The 20,776-nt window shown below is 69.6% G+C and carries 19 protein-coding genes and 1 tRNA gene; 7 read left to right on the top strand and 13 right to left on the bottom strand.

All coding sequences use genetic code 11. From position 1 onward, the window contains the following. Positions 1-166: 166 nt before the first annotated feature. The 4 genes from ACFQ6X_RS02415 to ACFQ6X_RS02400 all read right to left on the bottom strand — a co-directional run bounded on the left by ACFQ6X_RS02415 (position 167) and on the right by ACFQ6X_RS02400 (position 4,672). Complete coding sequence (locus ACFQ6X_RS02415) at positions 167-1,078, bottom strand: LLM class flavin-dependent oxidoreductase (RefSeq protein ID WP_383174660.1); 912 nt, start codon at positions 1,076-1,078, stop codon at positions 167-169. A gap of 96 nt (positions 1,079-1,174) precedes the next feature. Next, positions 1,175-1,717, bottom strand: a complete 543-nt coding sequence (locus ACFQ6X_RS02410) for an RNA 2'-phosphotransferase (RefSeq protein WP_383174657.1) — start codon at positions 1,715-1,717, stop codon at positions 1,175-1,177. A gap of 148 nt (positions 1,718-1,865) precedes the next feature. Continuing rightward, the gene (locus ACFQ6X_RS02405; protein ID WP_383175376.1) at positions 1,866-2,813 is read right to left on the bottom strand and encodes a MerR family transcriptional regulator; all 948 of its coding nucleotides are present in this window, start codon (positions 2,811-2,813) and stop codon (positions 1,866-1,868) included. An 86-nt stretch (positions 2,814-2,899) separates the two neighbouring features. After that, entirely contained in the window at positions 2,900-4,672 is a 1,773-nt protein-coding gene (locus ACFQ6X_RS02400; protein WP_383174654.1) for an SDR family oxidoreductase, read from the bottom strand. Between the two features lie 341 nt (positions 4,673-5,013). Here ACFQ6X_RS02400 and ACFQ6X_RS02395 point away from each other — a divergent pair, with 341 nt between their 5' ends. From ACFQ6X_RS02395 to ACFQ6X_RS02370, 6 genes are all read left to right on the top strand, one after another. Beyond that, positions 5,014-6,024 (top strand): ABC transporter ATP-binding protein, encoded by a 1,011-nt coding sequence (locus tag ACFQ6X_RS02395; protein WP_383175373.1) that lies wholly within the window; start codon positions 5,014-5,016, stop codon positions 6,022-6,024. Then, the gene (locus tag ACFQ6X_RS02390) at positions 6,014-6,922 is read left to right on the top strand and encodes an ABC transporter permease (protein ID WP_383174651.1); all 909 of its coding nucleotides are present in this window, start codon (positions 6,014-6,016) and stop codon (positions 6,920-6,922) included. Before ACFQ6X_RS02395 ends, ACFQ6X_RS02390 begins: the two co-directional genes overlap by 11 nt. After that, complete coding sequence (locus tag ACFQ6X_RS02385; protein ID WP_383174648.1) at positions 6,919-7,830, top strand: ABC transporter ATP-binding protein; 912 nt, start codon at positions 6,919-6,921, stop codon at positions 7,828-7,830. The genes ACFQ6X_RS02390 and ACFQ6X_RS02385 overlap by 4 nt, the downstream gene beginning before the upstream one ends. Positions 7,831-7,860: 30 nt before the next feature. Then, positions 7,861-8,580, top strand: coding sequence for an ABC transporter permease (locus ACFQ6X_RS02380; protein ID WP_383174645.1), 720 nt, complete (start codon positions 7,861-7,863; stop codon positions 8,578-8,580). Positions 8,581-8,874: 294 nt separating this feature from the next. After that, the gene (locus ACFQ6X_RS02375; RefSeq protein ID WP_383174642.1) at positions 8,875-9,561 is read left to right on the top strand and encodes a hypothetical protein; all 687 of its coding nucleotides are present in this window, start codon (positions 8,875-8,877) and stop codon (positions 9,559-9,561) included. A 276-nt stretch (positions 9,562-9,837) separates the two neighbouring features. Continuing rightward, positions 9,838-9,927, top strand: a tRNA-Ser gene (locus tag ACFQ6X_RS02370). 36 nt (positions 9,928-9,963) lie between these two features. Here ACFQ6X_RS02370 and ACFQ6X_RS02365 read toward each other — a convergent pair. The 9 genes from ACFQ6X_RS02365 to ACFQ6X_RS02325 form a co-directional block, all read right to left on the bottom strand. Next, the gene (locus tag ACFQ6X_RS02365) at positions 9,964-10,779 is read right to left on the bottom strand and encodes an HAD family hydrolase (protein WP_383174639.1); all 816 of its coding nucleotides are present in this window, start codon (positions 10,777-10,779) and stop codon (positions 9,964-9,966) included. Then, positions 10,776-12,053 carry a serine--tRNA ligase gene (serS, locus tag ACFQ6X_RS02360; protein WP_383174636.1) on the bottom strand — a complete coding sequence of 426 codons (1,278 nt, stop codon included), beginning with the start codon at positions 12,051-12,053 and terminating at the stop codon, positions 10,776-10,778. The genes ACFQ6X_RS02365 and serS overlap by 4 nt, the downstream gene beginning before the upstream one ends. A 693-nt stretch (positions 12,054-12,746) precedes the next feature. Further along, positions 12,747-13,682, bottom strand: a complete 936-nt coding sequence (gene pheA, locus ACFQ6X_RS02355) for a prephenate dehydratase (RefSeq protein ID WP_329208984.1) — start codon at positions 13,680-13,682, stop codon at positions 12,747-12,749. A gap of 41 nt (positions 13,683-13,723) precedes the next feature. Next, the gene (gene efeB / locus ACFQ6X_RS02350) at positions 13,724-15,055 is read right to left on the bottom strand and encodes an iron uptake transporter deferrochelatase/peroxidase subunit (RefSeq protein ID WP_383174632.1); all 1,332 of its coding nucleotides are present in this window, start codon (positions 15,053-15,055) and stop codon (positions 13,724-13,726) included. A 5-nt stretch (positions 15,056-15,060) separates the two neighbouring features. Beyond that, the gene (locus tag ACFQ6X_RS02345; protein WP_383174629.1) at positions 15,061-17,001 is read right to left on the bottom strand and encodes a copper resistance CopC/CopD family protein; all 1,941 of its coding nucleotides are present in this window, start codon (positions 16,999-17,001) and stop codon (positions 15,061-15,063) included. A 14-nt stretch (positions 17,002-17,015) separates the two neighbouring features. Beyond that, the gene (locus ACFQ6X_RS02340; RefSeq protein ID WP_383174626.1) at positions 17,016-17,459 is read right to left on the bottom strand and encodes a copper chaperone PCu(A)C; all 444 of its coding nucleotides are present in this window, start codon (positions 17,457-17,459) and stop codon (positions 17,016-17,018) included. After that, positions 17,456-18,112, bottom strand: a complete 657-nt coding sequence (locus ACFQ6X_RS02335) for an SCO family protein (RefSeq protein WP_383174623.1) — start codon at positions 18,110-18,112, stop codon at positions 17,456-17,458. Before ACFQ6X_RS02335 ends, ACFQ6X_RS02340 begins: the two co-directional genes overlap by 4 nt. A gap of 43 nt (positions 18,113-18,155) precedes the next feature. Beyond that, the gene (locus tag ACFQ6X_RS02330) at positions 18,156-18,902 is read right to left on the bottom strand and encodes a YcnI family protein (RefSeq protein ID WP_383174620.1); all 747 of its coding nucleotides are present in this window, start codon (positions 18,900-18,902) and stop codon (positions 18,156-18,158) included. Positions 18,903-19,059: 157 nt separating this feature from the next. Next, on the bottom strand, positions 19,060-19,887 hold the full coding sequence (locus ACFQ6X_RS02325; protein ID WP_383174617.1) for a hypothetical protein: 828 nt from the start codon (positions 19,885-19,887) through the stop codon (positions 19,060-19,062). Between the two features lie 258 nt (positions 19,888-20,145). On the opposite strand from ACFQ6X_RS02325, the gene ACFQ6X_RS02320 reads away from it, so the two are divergent. Continuing rightward, positions 20,146-20,745, top strand: a complete 600-nt coding sequence (locus ACFQ6X_RS02320) for an ATP-binding protein (RefSeq protein WP_383174614.1) — start codon at positions 20,146-20,148, stop codon at positions 20,743-20,745. Positions 20,746-20,776 lie beyond the last annotated feature (31 nt).

The raw sequence follows: 20,776 nt of genomic DNA, 5'->3' as shown, positions 1-20,776 counted from the left end.
CGGGCGTGCAGAGGGGCGCCCATCTGAGATGGCGCGCCCCTGAACTGCAGAACATGTCAAGGGCATATGCCGACGGCTGTTCGGCCGCGAATCGCCGCCCGGGCGCGGGAGAGCGCAGCCGGACGAGGGTGACGCGGCCGAAGCGGCCGGACGCAGGCCCGGACGGTCAGCCGAGCTGGGACAGGCCCTCGGTGGCGATCCGCTCGAACACCTTCTCGTCGACGGCGAAGTCGGAGTCAGGCACCGGCCAGTGCACGACGATCTCGGTGAAGCCGAGCTCGGCATGCGTACCGGCGAAGTCCACGAACGCGTCGAAGGACTCCAGAGGACGGTCCGGCGTGAAGCCGGTGAGCAGGACCTTGTCCAGCTCCGAGACGTCCCGGCCCACGGACTCGCACGCCGCGCCGAGCTTGGAGACCTGTCCGCGGATGGCCGCGACGGACTGCTCCGGGGTGCCGCTCTCGTACAGCTTCGGATCGCCCGTCGTCACCCACGCCTGTCCGTACCGTGCCGCCAGCTTCAGGCCCCGCGGCCCCGTGGCGGCGATCGCGAAGGGCAGCCGGGGGCTCTGCACGCAGCCGGGGATGTTCCGGGCCTCGTTCGCGGAGTAGAGCCGGCCCTCATGCGTCACCGAAGGCTCCCGCAGCAGCCGGTCCAGGAGCGGCACGAACTCGTCGAAGTGGTCCGCGCGCTCCCGCGGTGTCCACGGCTCCTCGTCGCTCCTGCGCAACGTCGTGGCGTCGAAGCCGTTCCCGCCGGCGCCGATCCCGAGCGTGATCCGCCCTGCGGAGACGTCGTCCAGCGTGATGAGGTCCTTGGCGAGCGTCACCGGGTGCCGGAAGTTGGGCGAGGTGACCAGGGTGCCCAGGCGCAGCCGCTCCGTGGCGGCAGCAGCGGCCGTCAGGGTCGGGACCGCGCCGAACCACGGGCCGTCGCGGAAGGTCCGCCAGGCCAGATGGTCGTAGGTGTACGCCGCGTGGAAACCCAGTTCCTCGGCGCGGACCCACAGGGCCCGGCCGCCGTCGTGCCAGCGGCGGATGGGGAGGATCACGGTGCTCAGGCGGAGTGAGGACGTCATGCACCCGACTCTACGGCGATGCGCGGTGTCCTCGACGTCGGCGGGGGCGGAGCGGGCGCGGGGAGACCGGCCCCGGCGGCCGAACCGCTCCCGAGGTCACTCGCGCAGCCTCAGGAACTGCGGTGGTACGGAGTCGGTGAGCCACACGCCGTTGGTACTGACGTGAAAGACGTGGCCCGCCCGGTGCATGGCGCCCGCGTCCACGGAGAGGATGACCGGCACTCCGCGCCGGGCGCCGACGCGAGTCGCCGTCTCGCGGTCGGGCGAGAGGTGGACGTGGTGGCGGTCCATGGGCCGCAGTCCTTCGGCACGGATCACGTCAAGCACCCGGCCCACCGTGCCGTGGTAGAGGTACGCGGGCGGCTCGGCCGGCGGCAGCCCGAGGTCGACCGTGACCGTGTGGCCCTGGTTCGCCCGGATGCGGTCGCCGTCGACGGCGAAGCGCTGCTTGTCGTTGGCCGCGACGACATGGTCGAGCTCCGCGCGGGTGATGGGGAACCCGTGTCCGGCGCAGGCCCGCATCAGTTCGTCGATGGGCACCCAGCCGGAGGGGTCGAGGGTGATTCCGATCCGTTCCGGCTGATGCCGCAGGTGTTTCGACAGGTACTTGGACACCTTGACGGTGCGTCGCTCGTCCATCCCGTCAGAGTGCCCGCAGCGTCCGTCCCGGCGCACCCCGATTTCGCTCAGAGTTCGTGACACTCATGGGGGTGCTCAGGTTTGATCCACAGCCAACTCAGGTTATCCACAGGCTATTTGGCGATTCTGTGGACAAGTAGCATGGCTTTTAAGGCTTTTGTCCAAGTTGTTCTGATGTGGCATGAGATGAAGCCAGTGCATCCAATGCTCGTGCCTGAACCTCTCGTTCAGCTGCCGCCGCTACGAAGGCGGCGATGCCCTGGGATCCAACAAGGTCCTGAACAGCCCGCATTGTCGAAGCCGGGATGAGCACCGGTCGCGGTTCGGGGTGCTCAGCCGGCGGATCGGGTGCGGTGAGGTGCTTCTGCAGATGTCGTACCGCCAACCGGCTCATGGCGCGGGCCAGTTCGGCATCCACGACCTGCTGGGCGAGTGGGCGCAGGCGGCGCACCATCGACGCCGCTTCCGCCGCGTCCGTGTCGGTTCGCCTCCGATGGCCCGCGTAGCGGACGAAGACGTGCTCGGTGGTGAACTCCAGGAAACGGGAGGCTATGTGCTCGACCTGCTGCCGGAGTTCCCCCAGATGGCCGGAGATTGCGGACAGGGGAACTCCGGCAGCGTGCAACTCCACTGCCACGGAAAGCTCTTGAGGACTTGGAACCAGGAATTCGTCGACGCTTCCCGGCGCGGGCTCGAGTACGCCGAGAGCGACTGCGTCCGCCACCGCGTCGGCGAACCCGTCCGCCATCGCGCCTTCGGCCTGCGCGCCTCCCGGCGTCCCGCCGAGCCTCGCCTCCAGCTCCGCCCGCGTGATCCGGCCGGCCTCCTCGTCCGACCACGGGCCCTGCACCTCGGCGACCAGGCCGAGCACTCCGCCGAGCCCGCGTCCGGTGTCCCAGGCGTCGAGCAGCTCCCTGATGCTGGTCAGGGTGTAGCCGCGGTCCAGCAGGCCGGCGATCTGCCTGAGGCGGGTCAGGTGTATCTCCCCGTAGACGTTGGCCCGCCCGCGCCGCTCCGGTGCCGGCAGCAGACCGCGGTCCTGGTAGGCGCGGATCGTACGGACGGTCGCACCGCTCGCCTGCGCCAGGTCCTCGATCCGGTACTCCGGGGCGGCCGGGCCCCTGTCGCCCGGAACGCTCGCCGGAGCGCGCCGGCCCTGCGCTCCTGACGGTCGGGGCCCGCTCACAGCGGTGGCTTCAGCCGGGCGATCCCACGGAGCACTCCGGGGCTGATCCGCGACAGCAGCCGGGAGCCGCGGGCCTCGGGCGTCACCGGCACGACGGCGCGGTTGTGCACCACGGCCCCGAGAATCGCGTCGGCGACCTTCTCCGGCGGGTAGTTGCGGAGCGCGTACAGGCGGCCGGTGCGCTTCCGGAGGCGGCTCTCCTCAGCCGCATCCGCTCCGGCGAAGCGTGCCGTCCCCGTGATGCCGGTGTTGACGATGCCCGGGCATATCGCACTGACACCGATCGACTGTTCGGCCAGCTCCGCACGGAGGCATTCGCTGAGCATCAGGACGGCGGCCTTCGAGGTGCTGTACGCGGGCAGCGCCCTCGACGGCTGGTAGGCGGCTGCCGAGGCGATGTTGACGATGTGGCCGCCCTGGCCGCGGGCTGCCATCTGCTTGCCGAAGATCCGGCAGCCGTGGATGACACCCCACAGATTGACGTCGAGGACGTTCCGCCAGTCCTGGCTCGTGGTCTCCAGGAATGAGCCGGACAGTCCGATCCCGGCGTTGTTCACCAGGACGTCGACAACTCCGTACTCCGCCGCGACCTTCTCTGCGAGCTTCTCCATCGCCTGCTCGTCGCCGACGTCCACCACCTCGCTCCACGCGTCCGGCGCACCGGCCCGGAGGGCCTCCTGTGCCGTCCGGGCTGCCCCCTCCGGGTCCCGGTCCACGACCACCACGCGTGCGCCCGCTGCCGCGAACGCGAGGGCGGTGGCCCGGCCGATGCCGCCGGCCGCGCCCGTCACCAGGACCAACTGCCCGCCGAACCGGTCGGCGTGGGCCCCGGTCGCCGCCGTCTCCGGCAAGGACGGGCCACCTTCGTCGGCCGCCTCACCGGCCGTGACGAAGTCGCTGATCCAGGAGGACAGCAGATCCGGCCTGGTACGCGGGACCCAGTGCTTGGCAGGAAGGGAGCGCCGCACCAACCGGGGCGCCCAGGAGTCGAGTTCGTCGTAGAGCGTCGCCGAGAGGAAGATGTCACCGGTCGGGGTGATCAGCTGGACCGGCACATGGGCGAACGCGTCGGTGCGGGGTCGGCGCAGGCGGGCCCGGACGTTGTCGCGGTAGAGCCAGGCCCCGTGTGCCGCGTCGTTCGGAAGCGAGGACGTCGGATAGCCGTCCGCGGGCACCTTCTCCATCCGCTGCAGAATGCGCGGCCACTGCTTGCCGAGCGTCCCGCGCCAGGCGAGCTCGGGCAGGACGGGTGTGTGCAGGGCATACACGTACCAGGACTTTGCGCCCTGGCCGAGCAACTGGCCGAGACGGCGTGGAGTGGGGCGGGACACCCGCTGCTTGATCCAGTGCCCGAAGTGGTCCAGGGACGGGCCCGACATCGAGGTGAACGAGGCGATCCGGCCCTTGGTCCGCTCGACCGTGGCGAACTCCCAGGCCTGGACCGAACCCCAGTCGTGGCCGACCACGTGCACCGGCCGGTCCGGGCTCACCGCGTCCACGACGGCCAGGAAGTCGTCCGTGAGCTTCTCCAGCGTGAAGCCGCCGCGCAGAGGTCTGGGCGCCGTCGACCGGCCATGCCCCCGCACGTCGTACAGCACGACGTGCCAGTGCCCGGCCAGCCGCAGCGCGACCTGCGACCAGACCTCCTTGCTGTCCGGATAGCCGTGCACCAGGACGATCGTCGGCCGTGTCGGGTCGCCCAACTCGACGACACACAGCTCGACTCCGCCCGTACGAACCCAGCGCTCGCGCGCGCCTTGCAGATTCACGCAGCCCCCTTGGCCTGTGCGGTGTCGCGGTACGTGCCCGTAACGTGACACTGATGAATGTGACAATCCCTGGCGGCTGCGTCAAGGGGTGCGCCGGGCCTGTGGACAACGGTATGTGGACAACTCGGCGCCGACGCGGACGCCGTACGGGGCGGGCACGGTGTGAGGGCGGCCCGGGCAGGCGCCGGGGCAGTGTGTCCGGGCTTGGGCGGGTGCGCGGCTCCCGGCTCCTTCCTTGTGGGGTCCCCCCTACGGGTCCGTACGCCTGGAGTCGGACGCGGATACCACCGTCAGGTCTGACGACTCCTGTGGTGCGCGCCACTACCTTCGAAGACGTGACTGTGATCGCGACCGAAAGCCTGAGCAAGCGGTTCCCCCGGGTGACCGCTCTTGACCGGCTCTCCTTGGACATCGGACCGGGTGTAACCGGCCTGGTGGGCGCCAACGGAGCCGGCAAGTCCACATTGATCAAGATCCTGCTGGGTCTGTCCCCCGCCACCGAGGGCCGGGCCGCGGTGCTCGGGCTCGACGTCGCCACCAGTGGCGCCGCGATCCGGGAACGGGTCGGGTACATGCCCGAGCACGACTGCCTGCCCCCTGATGTCTCGGCGACCGAGTTCGTCGTACACATGGCGCGGATGTCCGGACTGCCGCCGACGGCAGCGCGCGAGCGCACCGCCGACACGCTGCGCCACGTCGGTCTGTACGAGGAGCGCTACCGCCCCATCGGCGGCTACTCGACCGGCATGAAGCAGCGGGTGAAGCTGGCACAGGCGCTGGTCCACGACCCCCAGCTGGTCCTCCTCGACGAGCCGACCAACGGTCTGGACCCCGTCGGCCGTGACGAGATGCTCGGTCTGATCCGCCGCGTCCACACCGACTTCGGCATCTCGGTGCTGGTCACCTCGCACCTCCTGGGTGAGCTCGAGCGCACCTGCGACCACGTCGTCGTCATCGACGGCGGGGCTCTGCTGCGTTCGAGCTCCACCAGCGACTTCACCCAGATCACGACGACCCTGGCGGTCGAAGTCACCGACAGCGACGACCACCCGGACGGCACCGACGCCCTGCGCCGGAGCCTCACCGGAGCCGGGGTCAAACTCATCGGCCTGGACGGTCTCGACTCGGAGGGGCTGCCCGGCGCGGGCCACATCCTCCTGGTCGAGGCGACGGGCGAGGAGACGTACGACCTGGTCCGCGACAGCGTCGCCGGACTCGGACTCGGCCTCATCCGGATGGAACAGCGCCGGCACCACATCGCCGAGGTCTTCCGTACCGAAGAGGCACCGCAGGCCGTACCCGCGACCGCCGGAGCCGTACAGCAGAAGGGGAGTGGTCGTGATGAGCACTGAGACCGGGACCGTGACCGGGAACGACACCTCCCGGATCCACAACATCGGGTACCGCTCCTACGACGGTGTCCGACTGGGCCGGGCCTACGCCCGCCGTTCGCTCTACTCCCAGTCCCTGCGGGGCTCCTTCGGACTGGGACGTTCGGCCAAGTCCAAGGTGCTGCCGATGCTGCTGTGCGGGGTGATGTGCCTGGTGGCGCTGATCATCGTCGCGGTCGCCATCGCCACGCCGAACATGACGAAACTTCCCATCAAGTACACGGCGTTCGCGATCTACCTGCAGGCGGTGATCGGTCTCTTCATCGCCTCGCAGGCACCGCAGTCCGTGTCGAGGGACCTTCGCTTCAAGAGTGTTCCGCTGTACTTCTCGCGGCCGATCGAGCGCGTCGACTACGTGGTCGCCAAGTTCGCGGCCATGGCTTCGGCCCTCCTCATCCTCACCGGCCTGCCGCTCGTCATCCTCTACGTGGGCGCACTGCTCGCGAAGTTCGACTTCGCCGACCAGACCGCCGGGTTCGGGCAGGGTCTGGTCTCGGTGGCGCTGCTGTCCGTGCTGTTCGCCGGCATCGGACTGGTGGTGGCCGCCCTGACGCCGCGCCGCGGGTTCGGTGTCGCCGCTGTGATCGCCGTACTGACCATCACCTACGGCGCGGTCTCCACGGTCCAGGCGATCGCCTGGTCGACGGACTCCATGGGAGCCATCACCTGGCTGGGCCTCTTCTCCCCGATCACGCTGATCGACGGGGTGCAGACCGCGTACCTGGGTGCCACCACCAACTTCCCCGGCGGAGTGGGCCCGGGCGCCGGTGCCGGGGTGGCCTATCTGCTCGTTGTACTCGCGCTCGTCGCCGGCTCGTACGCCGTACTGATGCGCCGCTACCGGAGGGTCGGGCTGTGACCACCATCGAGATCGACCACACGTCGCGCTGGTTCGGGAACGTGGTCGCCGTCAACGACGTGAGCATGACCGTGGGGCCCGGTGTCACCGGGCTGTTGGGCCCCAACGGCGCCGGCAAGTCCACGCTGATCAACATGATGGCCGGGTTCCTCGCTCCGTCGACGGGCAAGGTCACGCTCGACGGCAAGACCATCTGGCGAAACGAGGCGGTCTACAAGGCGATCGGTATCGTCCCGGAGCGGGAAGGCATGTACGACTTCCTGACCGGCCGGGAGTTCGTCGTCGCCAACTCCGAGCTGCACGGCCTCGGCGACGCGGAGGCTCGCAAGGCGCTGGCCACGGTCGAGATGGAGTACGCGCAGGACCGCAAGATCTCGACGTACAGCAAGGGCATGCGCCAGCGCGTGAAGATGGCGTCCGCCCTGGTCCACGAGCCCTCGGTGCTGCTCCTCGACGAGCCGTTCAACGGCATGGACCCGCGTCAGCGCATGCAACTGATGGAGCTGCTGCGGCGGATGGGGGCGGAGGGGCGCACGGTCCTCTTCTCGTCCCACATCCTCGAGGAGGTCGAGCAGCTCGCCTCGCACATCGAGGTCATCGTGGCGGGGCGGCATGCCGCGTCGGGTGACTTCCGGAAGATCCGCCGGCTGATGACGGACCGGCCGCACCGCTATCTCGTGCGGTCCAGCGACGACCGGGCACTGGCTGCCGCGCTCATCGCCGACCCTTCGACCGCAGGGATCGAGATCGACCTGAGCGAGCAGGCCCTGCGTATCCAGGCCGTCGACTTCGGGCGCTTCACCACGCTGCTGCCGAAGGTGGCACGCGAACAGGGCATCCGGCTGCTGACCGTTTCGCCGTCCGACGAGTCCCTCGAATCGGTCTTTTCCTATCTCGTAGCGGCCTGAGTAGTGGCCTGAAAGGAGCTGTGAAGCGTCATGTACGACCCCACAGTCGCCCGGCTCACCTACCGGGCCCTGCTCGGCCGGCGCCGGGCCGCCATCCTGTTCATCCTGCCCGTACTGCTGGTGGCCATCGCCGTGGCGGTACGGGCGTTCGCCGGGGCCGATGACGACGTCGCCTCCGGTGTGCTCGGTGGTTTCGCCATCGCCACGATGGTGCCGCTGATCGGCGTCATCGCGGGGACCGGAGCCATCGGACCGGAGATCGACGACGGTTCGATCGTCTATCTGCTGGCCAAGCCGGTGAAGCGGCCCACGATCATCTTCACCAAGCTGATCGTCGCCATCGCCGTGACGATGCTCTTCTCCGCGCTGCCGACCTTCGTCGCGGGCATGATCCTCAACGGCAACGGCGGGCAGATCGCCGTGGCGTACACGATCGCGGCGCTGGTCGCCTCGATCGCCTACAGCGCGCTGTTCCTGCTCCTCGGCACGGTCAGCAGGCATGCGGTGGTCTTCGGCCTGGTGTACGCGCTGGTCTGGGAAGCCCTCTTCGGCAGCCTGGTGCCGGGGGCCAGGACGCTCAGCGTGCAGCAGTGGTCCCTCTCGGTCGCCGAGAAGGTCGCCGGGGACGGCCTGGTGACCTCGGATGTCGGCCTGCCGCTGGCAACGGTTCTGCTGGCGGGCGTCACGATCGTGGCCACGTGGTACGCGGGCCAGAAGCTGCGGGCGCTGAAGCTCGCCGGCGAGGAGTGAGACCGCTCCCACCCGTCTGCTGTGCCGTGCAACCCCCGCCCGATGGGCGGGGGTTGTCCTATGAGCGGACAGTGGGGCGCGTAACTGTACGGTTATCGGCTCGTTGACCCGGGTGCGTGGAGGCAACTGGAATCTGTGGCGTCGAGCTTTCGTGAAATCGGGGAATGCCGGCATCGGTGGGGCTGTGCCCCGCGACACCGGTCATCGAGTGAGTGGCAACCGTGAGCGTCCTCCGCCCTCGCAGCCCGGGGACAGGGCCGTCCATCGCCGTTTCCACGCACGAAAGGCATGCCCATGCCCACGGAAGTAGCCCTGCTCGAATCGCACGCTCTGCGTGTGGAGCAGATGGGGCGCGTCGACGCCCTCGACAAGGTCAAGAGCCTTGTCATGCTCCCTGACGGGATTCACGTTCGCACAGACGACGTGGCTCGATACTTCGAAGTATCCACAGCCTCGGTCAGAAGGCTGACCGACCGGCATCAGCAGGAGCTGGCCGACAACGGCATGAGAGTTCTACGGGGCGATGACCTGCGCTCCTTCCATGGCGACATGCTGTCGCTATGGGAGGGGGAGGTGCCGGAAAGTTATCCACAGGCCGCCACTCAGCTGCGCCTCTACACCCGCAGGACCGTGCTCAACGTCGCCATGCTTCTTCGCGACAGCGACATCGCCCGCTGCGTCCGGACCTATCTGCTCGACGCCGAGGAGGATCTCCGGGCGTCCATCGCCTCGCTCGATCAGCGGGTCACCCGTGTCGAGGGGTGCCTCGTGGGCGTCGGCAGCGCACTTCAGGAACTCGGTCCCGTACTGGGCAGGATGTCGCACCGGCTCGATGTCCTCGACCGGAAGCTGGACGTGACCCACCAGGTCGTCGGGGCCATCAGCCTCCGGCTCACCGATGTCTCCCAGGACATCGTCCGCATGGACGCCCGCATGGACGACTTCGCCCGGCACCTCAAGGACCTGAGCCGCCGCGGCTGACGTCCGGACCGGGGAGGGCGCCGCCGGGGGCCGCGGGAAAACGAGTGGCCCCCGGCGGCCGCCCTCGGGCACAGTGAGGGGGACGGCGCACGCGAACAGGGCGCCCAAGAAGACCGGGAGAGGAGCGCGGCGATGACCGAGAGTCCGAGTCCGTCGAGTTCCCAGCAGGGTGGCCCGCAGCCGGTACCGCAGTAGCTGACCGCATCAGCTGCTCGTGAACCGCTGAGCCAGGGCCCCCGGGGTGGCTTTCCCTGCGCATCGCGCGGCCACCCTCCCGGAGGATTGGCCGAGTGGTAAGGCAGCGGCTTGCTAAGCCGTCGTCGGGGGCGTGCCCCCGCGCGCGTTCGATCCGCGCATCCTCCGCCACCGATGAGCAGCAGAACCGGCGCCGCCGCAGAACCCCTACGGGCGCGTAGCCGTCCTGAGCAGTTCCTCCAGCACCACCGCGATGCCGTCGTGCTCGTTCGACGCCGTGATCTCGTGCGCCACTGCCTTGAGATCGTCGTGCGCGTTGGCCATGGCCACACCGTGCTGTGCCCAGCCGAACATGGGGATGTCGTTCGGCATGTCACCGAAGGCCAGCGTGTCCGCGGCCTTCAGCCCCAGCCGTCGGGCGGCCAGCGAGAGACCGGTCGCCTTGCTGAGGCCGAGGGGCAGGATCTCCACGACACCCGGGCCGGCCATGACGATGTCCACCAAGCTGCCGACGGCGCCGCGCGCGGCCTTGGCCAGGGCGTCGTCGCCGAGTTCAGGGTGCTGGATGTAGACCTTGTTCAGGGGGGCGGTCCACATCTCGGCCGCGTCGTCCACGAACAGGGCGGGGAGCGGCCCTTCCTGTACCCGGTAGCCGGGTCCGACCAGCACCTCGCCGTCGAGTCCGTCACGGCTCGCCGCCAGCGCGAGCGGGCCGACCTCCGCCTCGATCTTGGACAGGGCGATACCCGCGAGCTGGCGGTCCAGGGTCAGGGAGGTCAGCAGCTTGTGCTCGCCCGCGTGGTAGACCTGCGCGCCCTGGCCGCAGACCGCGAGACCGTCGTAGCCCAGGTCGTCCAGGATGTGCCGGGTCCAGGGGACCGCGCGTCCGGTGACGATGATGTGGGCCGCGCCGGCCGCGGTAGCCGCGGCCAGCGCCTCACGTGTGCGCTCGGAGACCGTGTCGTCGTCACGCAGCAGCGTGCCGTCGAGATCGGTGGCGACGAGCTTGTAGGGGAAGCTCACTTGGAGACCGGCTCCAGAACCTCGCGCCCGCCCAGATACGGACGGAGCACCTCCGGAACCCGTACGGAACCGTCCGCCAGCTGGTGGTTCTCCAGGATGGCCACGATCGTGCGCGGTACTGCGCAGAGCGTGCCGTTCAGAGTGGCCAGCGGCTGGACCTTCTTCCCGTCGCGCATGCGGACGGAGAGGCGGCGGGCCTGGAAGCCGTTGCAGTTCGACGCGGAGGTCAGCTCGCGGTACTTGCCCTGGGTCGGGATCCAGGCCTCGCAGTCGAACTTCCGGGAGGCCGAGGCGCCCAGGTCGCCGGTGGCGACGTCGATCACCTGGAAGGGCAGCTCGAGGCCGGTGAGCCACTGCTTCTCCCAGTCCAGGAGCCTGCGGTGCTCGGCTTCGGCGTCCTCCGGGTCGACGTACGAGAACATCTCGACCTTGTCGAACTGATGGACGCGGAAGATGCCCCGGGTGTCCTTGCCGTACGTACCGGCCTCACGGCGGAAGCAGGGCGAGAAGCCCGCGTACCGCAGGGGCAGCTTGTCGGCGTCGATGATCTCGTCCATGTGGTACGCCGCGAGCGGGACCTCGGAGGTGCCGACCAGGTAGAAGTCGTCCTTCTCCAGGTGGTACACGTTCTCCGCGGCCTGGCCGAGGAAGCCGGTGCCCTCCATCGCGCGCGGCCGGACCAGCGCGGGGGTCAGCATCGGGATGAAGCCGGCCTCGGTGGCCTGTGCGATCGCCGCGTTGACCAGAGCGAGTTCGAGCAGCGCGCCGACCCCGGTCAGGTAGTAGAAGCGCGAGCCCGAGACCTTGGCGCCGCGCTCCATGTCGATGGCGCCGAGCGACTCGCCGAGCTCCAGGTGGTCCTTGGGCTCGAAGCCCTCCGCACCGAAGTCACGGATCGTGCCGTGCGTCTCCAGGACGACGAAGTCCTCCTCGCCGCCCACCGGCACGTCCTCGTGGACGATGTTGCCGAGCAGGAGCAGCAGCCGCTTGGCCTCGGCGTCGGCCTCGTCCTGCGCGGCGTCGGCCGCCCTGACCTCGGCCTTCAGCTGATCGGCCTTCTTGAGGAGCTCGGTGCGCTCCTCGGGTGTTGCCTTGGGGATCAGCTTCCCGAGCGACTTCTGCTCGGAACGGAGTTCGTCGAAGCGGACGCCGGACGACCTGCGCAGCTCGTCGGCGGAGAGCAGGGCGTCGACGAGCGCGACGTCCTCTCCACGGGCGCGCTGGGAGGCGCGAACACGGTCGGGGTCCTCACGGAGCAGGCGAAGGTCAATCACCCCCCAAGGCTACCGGTGCGGGGATCCGCAGCTCGAACCGATATCGACGAGCGTGTCAGTTTGCCCGAATTGCCGGGATTGGTAATCCTGGCGGAGAATCATCGGGGCTGGTGACGGGCATTCGGCAGGAAACGCGGAGCGGGCTGCGGGGGTGGTCGCCAATGTCATCGATGTCGTCAATGTCGCCAACAAAGGGGTCCGATTGCTCCGAAAGCGGAGCAAGTGCCTTCACGCTCTGACGCATCGCCGGTGCTTCGGGAGGGAGTTGAGGGGGTGTGGCTCCGAGTCTTGTCCACAGGGGCGCGCCGGTTCATTTAGTTATCCACAGGCTGTGAAGAAGATCTGTGGACATCGGAAGAGATCGTTCCGAATGCCGCATGAGGGTGGACGGATTCCTTCCGAAACCTGGTTCGCGCACTCATTCGGGTGGGAATTGATCGCTCTGGGGAGTTGATCAATGGAATTGGGCTGACAGGGCCAGGACTGGGGCCCTGTGGGGGATCCGGGCTCGCTGGGGTGATTTGTCGACCATGTCGTGTTGCACTGTCGACTTGTCCCCAGGTTGCGGGGGAGCCTGTGGATAACTTTGTGGCGAGCATCAGATCCGAAAGTAGAACCGGCGGGCAACGTGCGACGGGTCCATACCCGCCCGCCCGTTCCCGCCCTGTCGGTCCGTGCCCCGTCCGTGGCCGGTCAGGCCCGGCCGTCCTGGCTGCGGGCGAGCCAGTCCGAGGCCTCGGTGAAGTCCCTGTCGGACGTGCCGGGCCGCAGGGCGCGCACTTCCTCCGGCGTCACTCCGGCTCGCGGGTACGAACCCAGGAACCGCACCTTCGGGCAGATCCGCTTCAGCCCCATCAGGGCCTCCCCGACCCGGCGGTCCGCGATGTGGCCTTCCGCGTCCACGGCGAAGCAGTAGTTCCCGATCCCCTCCCCCGTCGGCCGGGACTGGATCAGCATGAGGTTGACGCCCCGCACGGCGAACTCCTGGAGCAGTTCGAGCAGGGCGCCCGGGTGGTCGTCGCCGAGCCAGATGACGACAGACGTCTTGTCCGCCCCGGTCGGTGCCGACGGCCTGGCGGGCCTGCCCACGAGGACGAAGCGGGTCTGCGCGTTCTCCGCGTCGTGGATCTCCGTGACCAGCGGTTCCAGCCCGTAGGTCGACGCGGCGAACTCACCGGCGAAGGCGGCGTCGTAGCGCCCCTCCTGGACCAGCCGGGCACCGTCCGCGTTCGAGGCGGCCGACTCCCACACCGCGTTCGGCAGATGGGCCGCCATCCAGTTGCGTACCTGCGGCTGTGCGGCCGGGTGAGCGGTGACGGTCTTGATGTCCGACAGCTTGGTCCCGGGGCGCACCAGCAGCGCGAAGGTGATGGAGAGCAGCACCTCGCGGTAGATCATCAGCGGTGCGCCGCTGGTCAGCTCGTCCAGCGTCGCGGTGATCCCGCCCTCGACGGAGTTCTCGATGGGGACGAGTGCCGCCGCCGCCTCCCCGTTGCGTACCGCGTCCAGTGCCGCCGGTACGGAGAGCATGGGGGCGAGCTCACGGGTGGCGGCTTCCGGAAGGGTACGGAGGGCAACCTCGGTGAAGGTGCCTTCAGGGCCGAGATAGGCGTAGCGCGTGGCTGACATACGGTCACCCTAATGGGCCGTACGGGAGTGCCCGAGCGAAGTCACCCTTCCAGCAGACGCTGCCCCACGTACTCGCCGGGCGCGGTGCCACCCGGAACGGCGAAGACACCGCTGGCCTCGTGCCGGATGAACGGTGAGAGGGCGTCCCCGCGGTCGAGTTTGCGCTGTACCGGAACGAAGCCCCTGAACGGATCGGCCTGCCAGCAGACGAAGAGCAGCCCGGCGTCCGGAGTGCCGTCCGCGGCGATGCCGTCGTGGTACGAGAACGGGCGTCGCAGCATCGCGGCTCCGCCGTTCTTCTCGGGGGAGGAGATCCGGGCGTGGGCGTTGTCGGGAATCAGCAGCCTGCCGTCCCGGCCTGCCTTGTCCAGGTCCATCTCGGTGGACTCGGAGCCGCCGCTCAGGGGTGCGCCGTCCGCTTTGCGCCGCCCGATGACCCGTTCCTGCCGGTCGACGGTGAGCTTCTCCCAGTCGTCCAGGAGCATTCTGATCCGCCGTACGACGGCGTAGGAGCCACCTGCCATCCATGCGTAGGAAGAGGCGGAGGAAGCCGAGCCGTCCGAAGTACCCGAGGTGTCCGCGGCGTCTGCCGACGGGACGAAGATCCGCTTGTCGAAGTCGCTCTCCTCAGGCTTCGGGTTGCCTGTCCCGTCGATCTGGCCCATCAGGTTGCGGGCGGTCATCGGCCGGGCCGTCGCTCCAGGGGTGCGGTTGAAGCCGTTCATCTGCCAGCGGACCCGGGCCGTGGCGCCGGCCTCCTTCTGGAGGGCGCGCAGCGCGTGGAAGGCGACGAGCGCGTCATCGGCGCCGATCTGCACCCAGAGGTCACCGTTGGAGCGCTTGGCATCGAGGTTGTCGGAGGAGAACGGCGGCAGGGGGTCCAGGGCGGCCGGCCGACGGTCGACCAGGCCCGTGCGTTCGAAGAAGGTGCGGCCGAATCCGAAGGTGACCGTCAGGGAAGACGGTCCGGCGTCCAGGGCGATTCCCGTGTCGTGGCCGGTGCCGTCCCCGGCCGGCTTGCCGGCCATCAGCAGCTGCGCCACGGCCGACCAGCGGCGCATCAGGGCGGCGGCTTCCTTGCGGCCCGCGCCGGGCGCCAGGTCGAAGGCGATCAGATGCCCGCGGGCCTGCAGGGGAGTGGTGATCCCCGGTTGATGTTTCCCGTGAAACATCGCCTCGGTCGAGCCGATGGCGGTCAGCGGGGCCGGTTCGTCGCCGCTCGTCGCGGCGTACCCGCCCGCACCGCCGGCCGCGCCCAGCACGAGGCCGGTCGCTCCGGCCGCTCCCGCGCTGCCGATCAGCCGCCGACGGGAGATGCCGACGCCCTCGGCGATGCCGCCCGGTTCGGTCTTGTTGCTCTTTTTCCTGCTCACCCTGCTCAGCCGATCTTCACGTTCTTGTCGACGGTCGTCTGGTCGATGTCCGACGTACGCACGGTCACCGTGACCTTCCAGTCGCCCGCCATCGGGATCTGCACACCGCCGGCCGTCCAGTGGCCCGTGGTGAGGCGTTCGGGAACGACCGGCAGGGGACCGATGTCCTTGGACTCCAGAGTGAAGGCGAGCTTCACCTCGGGGACGTCCATGGGGCGGTCGCCCGGCCCGTCGACCCAGATGTGCACGTTGTTGGCGCCGGTCCCGCCGGGGGTGACGTCCAGCCGTACGGTCCCCTTGCCGTTCTGGCCGCCCGTGTCGAACGGCAGGCTCAGGTTGACCTGCCCGCCGGTCAGAGGCGCGGCCACCGCCGATGCGCTGCGGGCGGCCTCCTCCTCTGTGCGTCCGGGCTCGGTGGACGTCAGGATCGTCGTGACCGCGAGCAGCACGACGGCGATGGCCGTCTCCACCGTGACCGAGCGGCGCAGTCCGGAGCGGTCCGGATCGGCGTCCCGGGCGCGCTTCTCCTTCGTCGCTGTCAGAGCGGCTCGCTGCCTGGTGAGCTGGACGGCGCGCTCGGGGTCCACCTCCGCGGTGTCCCCGGCCGCGGGACCTTCCGTCTCGGCGTCGGCTTCGGAACTCCCCGCCTCGGCCGCAGGGTCTTCGGCACCGGCCGGCTCCTCGTCCCCGGCCAGCCGCCCCGTCCACCGCCGCGAGATCCACGCGACTCCGACGAGTACGGCAACCAGGGCCACCTTGATGAGCAGCAGCTGCCCGTACCGGGTGTCGGTCAGCGCGGACCACGAACCCAGCTGCCGCCAGGACTGGTAGAGCCCGGTCGCTGCGAGGACGAGCACGCTGCCGAAGGCCATGCGGGAGAACCGCCGTACCGCGCGGCTCGTGATGTCCGGTGTCCTGTACAGGGCGACCAGCAGTGCGGTGAGCCCGCCGAGCCAGGCGGCGACGGCGAGGAGGTGCAGCACGTCGACCGGCATGGCGATGCCCGGCTGGATACCGGTCGAGGCGTGCTCGGCCAGGGCCCACGTCCCCGCGATGCCTGCCGCGATGACCGCTCCGCCGATGGCGAGCCCGAAGGTGAGGTCCTGCTTCTCCTTCTCGTCCTCGCGCTTGGCGTAGGCCCCGAACAGGACGGCGACGAAGAGCGCGGAGGCGCCGAGGAGGAGCAGCCGGGAGACCAGCGCCGCCCCCGGTTTGGTGTCGAGCACGGCCTGCAGACCGTCGAGGTCGAAGGCGTCCGCGAGCTTGCCGGAGCCGGTGTAGGGGCTGCGCAGGAGCAGCATGGCGAGGGTGGCCGCGGTGAGTGTGACCCAGCCGCGCACGACGAGACGCTGCAGCGGCCGGGCTCCCGCGCCGCGCTGCCAGCAGGCGAGCACGAAGGCGGAGCCGCCGGCGAGGAGGATGAACCCGGCGTAGGCGGCGTAGCGCGCGATGCCGTAGAGCGTTCCGACGAGCCCGCCGCCGGCTTCGTCGGAGGGCAGCGCGACCGTGGTCTGCGACGGGGCGCCGATGGAGAAGGTGAAGGCGCCGGAGACAGGGTGGCTGTCCGCGGAGACGGCCTGCCAGGCCACGGTGTAGGTGCCGTCGGGCAGGCCGTTGTGGAGGGTGATCCCGTACTGCACGGTGCCGCTCTGCAGATCACGGGGGCTACCGGTGTCGGCCCGCTTCCCGCTCGGGTCGAGGACCCGGATCGAGTCCTCACCCATGGCGATCTGCTCGGAGAAGCTGAGCGTGACCTCCTTGGGGGCAGTGGCGACCACCGACCCGTCCTGCGGGTTGCTCCCCGTGAGGGCGGCGTGCGCGGACGCGGGACTCGCGCCGGCCAGCACCAGGCCGAACAGCAGGCTGATCAGCGCGGCGAGGAGCGCGACCGCGGCGAGCGGCCGTCGTATCGGGGAGAGCCCGAAGGGCGGGGCGGTGGCTGTCATGGGGCGTCAGTACCTCACTGCTTCTTCGGGTTGTAGGTGGTCTCCTTCACGGGAACGTCGACCTTGATGGGGTCGGCCGTCTCGAAGTGCAGTTCCAAGGAGACCGTTTCGCCCTGCTTGGGCCGCTGCTTGAGGTCCGTGAACATGATGTGGCTGCCACCGCGTTCGAGGTCGAGCTCGCCACCGGCGGGCACCTCGAACGAGGAGGCCATCCGCATGACCTGGTTCTTCGTCTCGTGGATGGTGACGTGGTCCGAGAGGGAGCTGCTCACCGAGGTGAGCCGGTCGGTACCGCCGCTGTTCTTCACGATGAGGAAGCCGGCCGCCATGTCGCCGACGGGCTGCGGCATGAAGGCGCCGGTCACCTTGAGGTCGGGCTTGCTGTCCGAGGAGCACCCCGTCAGTGCCAGGCCCGTGGTGAGGGCGAGCGCACCGACCAGAACCGTGCGGTGGTTCACGGCTTCTCCCCCTTGATGATCTTGGGGAGGTCCTTGGCGTAGTCGTCGGCCGTGGTGTCCTCGCCGTACAGCACGTACCCCTTGTCGGTCTTCGGGGAGAACGCGATGACCTGGGCCCCGTGCATCGAGACGACCGTGCCGTCCTTCTCCTTCTTCGGCGGGTCGATGCCGATGCCGATCTGCCGTGCTCCCGCCTGGATGGTCGGGAAGTCGCCGGTGAGACCGGTGAACGCGGGGTCCTGGGCCTTGAGCCAGCTGCCCAGGGACGCCGGGGTGTCCCGTTCGGGATCCGTGGTGACGAAGACGACCTGGAGCGTGTCCCGGTCGGCCGCGGGCAGGGCCCTCTTGGCGAGCGCGATGTTGCTCATGGTCAGCGGGCAGACGTCCGGGCAGTTGGTGTAGCCGAAGTAGATGAGTGTCGGCTTGCCCTTGGTCCGCTCACGGAGGTCGTACGTCTTGCCGTGCGTATCGGTGAGGACGAGGTCGGGCTTGGTGAACGGCTGGTCGAGCACCGTCGCAGCCTTCGTGTCGGACTCGACGGAGACGTCGGCGACGGACTTGTCCGCCGATGCGTCGCCACTGCCGCAGGCCGAGAGGGTCAGTGCGGCCACGGCGGCGAACGCCGCGGCCAGCACTGTCTTCTTGTTGCGCATGGAGAGCTGTTTCCTGGTCTGTGGTGCGGGTGGGGCCGGTGGGTCAGGCGCTACGGCGACGGCCGGCGAGCACGCCGAACGCCACGCCCGCGATACCGATGACGATGCCGACAACGCCCAGAACGCGTGCGGTGCTGTCGGAGGACGAGGAAGAGGCCGAGGACGCGGTCTTCGAGGACGCGGTGGTGTCCTTGGCCTTCGCGGCGCCCGCCTCGCTGCTCTTGTCGTCCGCGGCGGCACCGTGGGCGTCGGCCGAGGCAGCGGTCAGCTTGAGGACGGGCGCCGGGCTCTCGGGCTCGTCGCCACCCGCGGTGGGCTCCTCGATCCAGCGGACGACTTCCTTGTTGCTGTACGTCTGCAGGGCCTTGAAGACCAGCTGGTCGGCGTCCTCGGGGAGCTGCCCGACCGAGAGCGGGAACTGCTGGAAGTAGCCGGGCGCGATCCCGGTGCCGTCGGCGGTCCAGGTCACCTTGGAAACGGCCTCGTTGATCTTCTTGCCGTGTACGTCGAGCGGCTTGGCCAGCTTGCTCTTGGTGATCTCGATCTTCCAGCCGGGCAGTGCCTGCGCGCTGACGGAGGACAGCGGGTGGTCGGTCGGGAAGTTCACCTCGAGCTTGGTGGTGGAGGCGTTGTCGCGCTCGTTGGGGACCTTGAAGTTGATGGTGGCGTAGCCGCCCTTGGCGGCTTCGCCCTGCGGCTGCACGCTGACGTGCGCGGAGGCGGTACCGGCGAGCAGCAGGACAGTGGACGCGGCGACGCCGCCGGCAAGGGCGATGCGTGAAACGTTCATGGCAGAGATCACTCCACAGGCACAAGGAAAAGGTGGTCCGGCGCGCGGGTGCGCGACGGCATCGCGACAGCTCTACCCCGGGGTCCGGGATCCGGGATCCGGGAGGGGGATTCGGGGACCCGGGATCCGCGGACCAGGGTTCCGGCGAGGAGTCGCGTCAGGCTGCGCGTACGTATACGGGTGGAGGCCCGCGCCTGATCACCATGTGCTGCAGAGGGTCCCCGGTCGCGGGCGCCGGAGCGTCCGTGGCGGTACGGGGAAGGAGCGGCCCGGACGTGGGGCGCCCCGGAGGTCCCGCACGCAGTGTGCGTACGAGGGCCATGGCTGCCCGCAGGGCCCGCAGCCTTGCTCCGGCCGCGAGTTGCCGGCCGCCGTACGCCGAGAGCCTGGCCAGCCGGAAGAGTGCGACCTCGCCGCGCCGCAGGAGCCAGCCGGTGGCGAGTGCGGCGAGGAGATGCCCGAGGAACATGGGCAGACTCGGCAGGAGGCCCGACATCAGGGCGCCCGCGTCGGCCGCGCCGGCGGCGTCCGCGGCTGCCGCGCCGCCGGATGCGAGGTGGGTGTGCCCGTGCGTCACGGTCGCGGGGTCGATGCCCGCGGTGGTGACGATGCGATGGGCCTCACCGGCGCTCAGCTGCGCCGGCCCGGCACCGCAGACCAGCCCGGCGGCGAACCGGATCAGTGAGTCGTCCCCGGACGCCGTCGCGGGGCCGGGCGCGTGGCGGCCCAGTCCGAAGACGATGTGCAGGGCGATCTGTCCGGTCGCGAGTGCGGCGGTGATCGACGGGAGCGACCGCTCGCGCCCGGCGAGCAGTGCCGCGGCGGCGAAGACTCCGAGGAATCCGCCGAGGAGTGTCCACCCGGGCACGGCCGTGCCGGCGGCCAGCGTGTGTCCTGCCGCGGCCAGCACGACGCAGACCGCGGTGAACACCGCGGTCCTCAGGAGCCGCAGACCGGCTCCGGCGCGTGCGACAGGCATAGACATGGCCGGGACATCATCGCACTGCGTCCCCTGCTCCCGTACGGCAGGTCCGGAAGGTCGGCAACTGTCCGCATCGGGGGTGATCGGGGAGTGTTGCACCTGTTCAGGAGCGCTCGGTGGCGTCCGTGGTGCCGGGCATACACCGGTATACGGAACATTCGCATCCGCCGAATGAGCGCTGTCACAGCCGATCCGTGCTTACGAAGTGCTCTGCGCGGCAATACGTATCGGTATGTCGAGCCGCAGCCAGGAGGCTGGAGCATGAGCATGTGGTGGTCACTCCATTTGCGGCGCGAAGCTGCGAGCGTTCCGCTCGCCCGTCGTTTTCTGCTCGGCACCATGGAGACCGCGGGGGTGGATCCGGACATCTCCTACGACCTGTCGGTCGCGCTCAGCGAAGCCTGTGCGAACGCCGTGGAACACGGCGGCGACCTGGGAGACGCCGGAGACCTCGTCGGTCTCGGTCCTACAGGTGACGAGCAGCCCGGACGTGGTTCCGGCCAGTACCGGGTCACCGCCTATCTGGACGGCGAGAAATGCCGTATCGAAGTCGCCGACTCGGGGCCCGGGTTCCCCGCCCGGCGCCCGCTTCGCACCGCCGCGCAGCAGTCCGCCGGGTCTCCGGCGGATCCGCAGCCGTCCGCAGGGCATCCCCCGGCGGGTCACCCGTCGCCCGCGCGCGCAACGGGCGGGTACCCGGCGGGAACGCCGCCGGTCATGGCGGAGAGCGGCCGGGGGCTCGGCCTGATCGAGGAGCTCGCCGATCACGTCCACTTCGGCAACCGCCCGGGGCGTGGCGCGGTCGTGAGCTTCGACAAGGTCCTGAAATGGCGGGAGGGCGCGCTGCTCATGGTGTCCTGAGCAGGGGGCCCGCCCGGCGCACGCGGCGCGC

It is taken from the genome of Streptomyces sp. NPDC056452, from assembly GCF_042796085.1.
Taxonomy (GTDB): domain Bacteria; phylum Actinomycetota; class Actinomycetes; order Streptomycetales; family Streptomycetaceae; genus Streptomyces.
This window is presented reverse-complemented; position numbering and strand designations above follow the sequence as displayed.